Source organism: Actinokineospora sp. (assembly GCF_050699995.1).
Lineage (GTDB): Bacteria > Actinomycetota > Actinomycetes > Mycobacteriales > Pseudonocardiaceae > Actinokineospora.
Genome location: NZ_JBOHGC010000598.1, coordinates 1 through 5,074 on the forward strand (window position 1 = coordinate 1; position 5,074 = coordinate 5,074).

Here is a 5,074-nt window from a genome sequence, read left to right on the forward strand (position 1 = left end):
GTAGTGGTGCGGACCAGTTACCGGAGGGCAACCGACTGGTGGCTCGATCGCCACTCACCAAATGTTCACGTGACAAGGTCAACGTGGCAGGTTTGCGCGGACTGCCCCACAGGCCCCGCTAGACCCATAGGATCTCGCCAGGGGTCCGTGACGAGCGGAGAACTTGTGAATACTGCGCGAACTGTTCGGCTTTCTCGTCGGGCGGTGTTGGTCGGTGGGCTGGGTCTCGGTGCCGGTCTGCTGGCGGGTTGTCAGCGGGATATGACGCCCGGGGGCCAGGCCGACAACATCATCCAGAGCAAGGCGCCCGCCTCGGCCACCGAGCCGGTGACGACGGGACGCAACCTGTCGTCCGGCCGGTACCGCGAAGTGGACATCGTCATCATGCGCCCCGCGGGCATCACCGACCCGCTCCCCGTCTGTGTGGCCATGCACGCCTCCGGCCTCGGCGGGGCCAAGAGTTTCCTCGAACTTGGGGTCCCCGACATGTTGACCAAGGTCGTCGCGGCTGGCGTCACGCCGTTCGCGGTCGCCGCGGTCGACGGTGGCAACTGGGTCGGGTACAAGGACGACGACCCGCAGCGCATGCTCTTCGAGGACCTGCCCGGTTGGCTGGACTACCACGACCTCGCCAGCACCCCGTTCTCCGTGCTCGGGATCTCCGAGGGCGGCGTGGGCGCGCTGAACATGGCGCGCACGCCGGGGCTCTCGGCTGTCGCGGTGATCAGCCCGAAGCTGTTCGACAACTGGACCGACGCGCAGGCCTCGGACATGTTCGACGACGGGCAGAAGCAGTGGGAGCAGCGCGAGCCGCTGCGCCACATGGCGGAGTTCGCGACCCAGAAGCTCGGTGTCTGGTGCGGCACCGAGGACAAGGCGTTCATCGGCTCGGCGCGGCGGCTCGCCGAGAACACCAACGCCGTCGAGGCGTCGTTCACCCCTGGGGGCCACGACGAGAACTACTGGAAGTCGGTGCTTCCCGAGGCGCTGAAGTTCGTGGGCAGCGTTCTCTGACGCGCCGGTGTGCGGCTATCGTCCACACACCGACCCCTGGGGAATCAAACTGATGAGCACTGACAACGAAGCCCTGCGGCTGGGCATCGTCCCGCTTCGCCCGCTGACCCTGTCCGACCTGGTCGGCGGCACCGTGCAGGCGTTGCGCCGCAATCCGCGCGCGCTCTTCGGCGGCGGCCTGATCGTCGCGGTCGTCGCCGAGCTGGTGACGGTCGCGGTGACGGTCCTGGTGGTCGGCGGGCTTCCCGCGGCGCCTACCACCGAGTTCCCGACCTTCGCCGAGCTGCGTCCGTTCCTGATCGCGACCATGATCGCGCTGCTGGTCGTGGAGGTCATGGCGCTCGTGCTGGTCGGCGTGGTCAACGTCGTGGTCCCGCGAGCGGTGTTCGGGCACGTCACGGGCCTGCGGGCGGCGCTGTCGGCGATGTTGCCGAAACTGCCCCGGCTGCTGGGCATCCTCGCGGCCATCGGCGCGATGATGATCGGGATCGCGATGATCGCGGTCGGTGCGGTCGCGCTAGGTGGCGAAGCGGGCTTCCTGCTGGCCTTCCCGGCTGTGGTGGCCGTCGTCTACCTGTCCATGGCGTTCTCGTTCGCAGCCTCGGTCGCGGTCGTCGAGAACCAGGGCGTCATCGAGTCGCTGCGTCGCTCCCGCACGCTGGTGCACGCGGTGGGCTGGTGGCGGGTGTTCGGGATCCTGCTCCTCGCCGGGCTCGCCACGGGCATCGTCGCCGCGATCGTCGGGGCCGTGTTCGAGACGGTCAGCGGTGGATCGGCCCTGGGCACCTCATTGGCGACCATCCTCACCAGCGCGGTGTTCGCCCCCGCCACCACGGTGCTCACGACCTTGCTCTACATCGACCACCGCTGCCGCTCCGAAGGCATCGAAGGACTCTGGCGCGAAGCCGCCTAGCGGGAATAGCCCGACCTTCCCCGCGTTGGAGTGTTTCGACGGCGGAGGGGGACACATGGGGCACATCTGTGTCATCGGCGGCACAAGGTTCTTCGGCAGGACCCTGGTCAAGCGCCTGCTCGGCGAGGGCCACAAGGTGACGGTGCTGACTCGGGGCCGCTCCGGCGACGACTTCGGCCACACGGTGTCACGGCTGTCCGCCGACGCCAACGACGTCGACGCGCTCAGCGAAGCGGTGGCGGGCCACGAATTCGACGCCGTCGTCCACCAGATGTGTTACTCGCCGGTCGCCGCGCTTGCCGCCGCCAAGGCGTTCCAGGGTCGGATCGGCAGGCTGGTCATGACGTCGACGATCGAGGTCTACACGACCGTCCCCGGAGTCCGCCCCTTCGCCGCCGCGGCCGAACTGGACCCGGCCGACCACGGGTACGACGTGTCCCTGCCGTGGCTGGACCCGGACTTCTCGGACGCCCACTACGGGGAAGGCAAGCGCCAGGCCGAGAGCGCGCTGACCGACGCGGCGCAGTTCCCGGTGGCGTTCGCGCGGGCCGGGCATGTGCTGGCCGAGGGAGAGTTCACCGGCAGGCTCGCGTTCCACGTCGACCGCGTGCTGGCGGGCGCCAGGATCGTGACGCACCGGGTGCCCGGGCGGTCGTCGTTCGTGCACGCGGACGAGATCGCTGGGTACCTGGCCTGGCTGAGCGGGTCGTCGGTGACGGGGCCGGTCAACGCGAGTTCACCCGATGGGATGGCAGTGCGCGACCTGTGCGCGGTGATTGAGGCCGCGACCGGGCGGACGGCGGTGATCGAGGAACTCGACGATCCGGTGGGGGACAGTGACCTGTCGCCGTTTTCGTATCCGAAGGACTTCGGCATGGTGGTCGAGCACGAGTTCTCGCCGGTCGGGGCGTGGCTGCCCGAGGTGGTGCGGCGGGAAATCAGCGGACGGTGAAGCGGGGGACCTGGCCGATGAAGGCGCGGTAGGCGGGGGCGGAGAGGGTGAGGTGGCCCGCCTCGGGCCGCTTGGAGTCACGAATACCGGCGGTGTCTGCCCGCCAGGCGATTTCCACGCAATTGGCATCGCCGCTGAAGCCGCTCTTGCGCCACGCGATCTCCACGCAGTTGGCGTCGCTTGCACTGAAGCTGCTCTTGCGCCAGTTCTGTGCCACCGCTACCCCGCTTTCTCGTGGACCTCGCCGATCTGGGCGAGCAGCGTCAAGGACTCCTGCTCATCGAGGGCCAAGTTCATCAGCATCTCCACAGCAAGTGTATGTGTCTTGATCTCGGCGGAGTTCTCCGGGAACAGGCCCGAGCGCCTGCCTTCGATGAAGACCACCGGCCGCTCCTCAGCGAACTCCAGCACTGCGAACGCGCCGAACAGTGCCGGGTGGGCGGGCACCGTTGTGGGGATGACATGGACGGTGAGGTTGGGCCGCTCGGCTTCGGCGCTGAACCGCCGCATTTGCCGGGCCATCACGGCGTGCCCTCCGACTGGCTGGCGCAGCATCAGCTCCGTCACGATGAAAGTGAACGACGGCGGGTAGGGGCGGGACAGGATGAGCTGCCGTCGCAGGCGATGGGAGATGGTGTTGTTCATCCCGAGGGGGTCGTCGCCGCGCCCGGTAAGGATCGCGCGGTAGTAGTCCGGGGTTTGAAGCAGCCCAGGAACCAACAGTGGTTCCACGTCCACGATCTTGGTCGCTTTGGCTTCGAAAGCCATGTATGTCCGGGCTTGATCGCTCAGGTTGGTGTCAGTTCCCTCCCACCAACCTTGCTCGCGATGGCCGGTCGCCATCCGCATCACCATGGCACGCTCGTTACCGGTCACCCCCATGCCCGCGAGCAGCGCCGACACCTCATCCGGCCGCGTGTCGCGGCGCAGGCCGCGCTCCATCCGGCTCACGGTGTTGGCTGACCAGCCGAGAACCTCACCGACTTGTGCGCACGTCATCCTGGCTCGCTCCCGGAACTTCCTCAGCTCCATCCCCAGACCCCGCTCGCTGACCCCACTCACGCCCGCTCCCTCGATGTCATGCCTGCCATGAAGACCGACCAAGATCGCTCTCCGTGCCCGTGGAAATCACTCCTCCGCGCATGTTCGCGCAGGTCAGAGCTATGTAAGTGTTACCACCATGAGCCGACACGCACTCGTCGAGCCACGCAGGCCGACGCAGGCCGAGCGGGCCGATCAGGCCGTCCGCGGGCACCTTGCCGCCCTCGTGATCATCATTCAGCAGGGCGACGACGACGAGGTCTGTCTGGCCGCCCGCTCCGAGATCTGCCGCCTCGTCTCGGCCGTGTGCACCGCACTGTCCCCACACCGTCTCGATTCCCGCGGCCACTGCGCCCTCTGCGGACCGGACTGCGAACTCCTCAACCGTCTGAGCCGAGCCCTTCTGCCGGTGCGACTGTGACCGCCGTCGTCCGCCACGGCGCCGTGTACTCGCACTTCGCGTGCCGCTGGTGCGTCAAGGGCCGCAACGCCGACCGGCAGTCCATCACGACGATCTTCGACCTCGCCCCGGACCACCGCTCGATAATCGTGCACCCCGGCGCGATCGACACGTTCTCGCTCCGACTGCTTCCCGACACCATCCCCGCACTGGTCGAAGCCTGCGAAGACCTGCGATCCCACACCATTACCGGACTCCATGCTCGCCACGGGAAACGGGCGCTCGAACTCCGGGAGATCCACGACGGCATCGCGACCGTCTTCACCATCCCCGGCGCGCGGCTTGTCATCGACTACCAAGGGGTCGGGCTTCACGCGCTTCGGGACATGCTCACTGAGATCCGCGAGTGTTTTCGCTGAAGTAACGTGCACGTCGTGAACAACGCGGACAGCACCTACGCCCTCAGACGTGGCTTGGAGGCCTACCTGCGTGCCGTGGCCGAGGCCATCGACCTGCCCGCTGAGGGAACCTCCTGCGAGATCAGCGACACCGCCACCGCCTACGTCGCCCTGCCCGCGCGGCCGGGCAAAGACCTCATGCTCCTGTGGGACGAGCACGCGGGCTGGTCGCTGGCGATCGAGCACAACCCGCCCGGCAAACCCGACACCGTGGCCAGGCTGAGCACCGACGTCGTCCCGGCACCGCGCGAGGTCGCCGCGTTCGTGGAGAACGCCGTCGCGGGCCGGTCCATGAG

Annotated in this window: 8 protein-coding genes; 6 read left to right on the forward strand and 2 right to left on the reverse strand. The window is 67.9% G+C overall.

Going from position 1 to position 5,074, the window contains the following annotated elements:
• The first annotated feature begins 261 nt into the window (after positions 1-261).
• The 3 genes from ACRDSQ_RS28895 to ACRDSQ_RS28905 are packed head-to-tail and all read left to right on the forward strand — an operon-like array spanning position 262 to position 2,879.
• A complete protein-coding gene (locus ACRDSQ_RS28895; RefSeq protein ID WP_431425390.1) occupies positions 262-1,014 on the forward strand; it encodes an alpha/beta hydrolase-fold protein in 753 nt (250 codons plus the stop codon).
• Between the two features lie 52 nt (positions 1,015-1,066).
• On the forward strand, positions 1,067-1,927 hold the full coding sequence (locus ACRDSQ_RS28900) for a hypothetical protein (protein ID WP_431425391.1): 861 nt from the start codon (positions 1,067-1,069) through the stop codon (positions 1,925-1,927).
• Positions 1,928-1,982: 55 nt separating this feature from the next.
• On the forward strand, positions 1,983-2,879 hold the full coding sequence (locus ACRDSQ_RS28905; RefSeq protein ID WP_431425393.1) for an NAD-dependent epimerase/dehydratase family protein: 897 nt from the start codon (positions 1,983-1,985) through the stop codon (positions 2,877-2,879).
• Here ACRDSQ_RS28905 and ACRDSQ_RS28910 read toward each other — a convergent pair.
• Complete coding sequence (locus ACRDSQ_RS28910; protein WP_431425397.1) at positions 2,866-3,096, reverse strand: DUF397 domain-containing protein; 231 nt, start codon at positions 3,094-3,096, stop codon at positions 2,866-2,868. The two genes, ACRDSQ_RS28905 and ACRDSQ_RS28910, sit on opposite strands and share 14 nt — an antisense overlap.
• A 2-nt stretch (positions 3,097-3,098) precedes the next feature.
• Positions 3,099-3,911 (reverse strand): helix-turn-helix domain-containing protein, encoded by an 813-nt coding sequence (locus ACRDSQ_RS28915; RefSeq protein WP_431425403.1) that lies wholly within the window; start codon positions 3,909-3,911, stop codon positions 3,099-3,101.
• A 148-nt stretch (positions 3,912-4,059) separates the two neighbouring features.
• On the opposite strand from ACRDSQ_RS28915, the gene ACRDSQ_RS28920 reads away from it, so the two are divergent.
• The 3 genes from ACRDSQ_RS28920 to ACRDSQ_RS28930 form a co-directional block, all read left to right on the forward strand.
• The gene (locus ACRDSQ_RS28920) at positions 4,060-4,341 is read left to right on the forward strand and encodes a hypothetical protein (RefSeq protein WP_431425399.1); all 282 of its coding nucleotides are present in this window, start codon (positions 4,060-4,062) and stop codon (positions 4,339-4,341) included.
• Positions 4,338-4,739, forward strand: coding sequence for a hypothetical protein (locus tag ACRDSQ_RS28925; RefSeq protein WP_431425400.1), 402 nt, complete (start codon positions 4,338-4,340; stop codon positions 4,737-4,739). Before ACRDSQ_RS28920 ends, ACRDSQ_RS28925 begins: the two co-directional genes overlap by 4 nt.
• Before the next feature lie 15 nt (positions 4,740-4,754).
• On the forward strand, positions 4,755-5,074 hold a 320-nt coding region (locus tag ACRDSQ_RS28930), incomplete at its 3' end, for a DUF6292 family protein (RefSeq protein WP_431425402.1).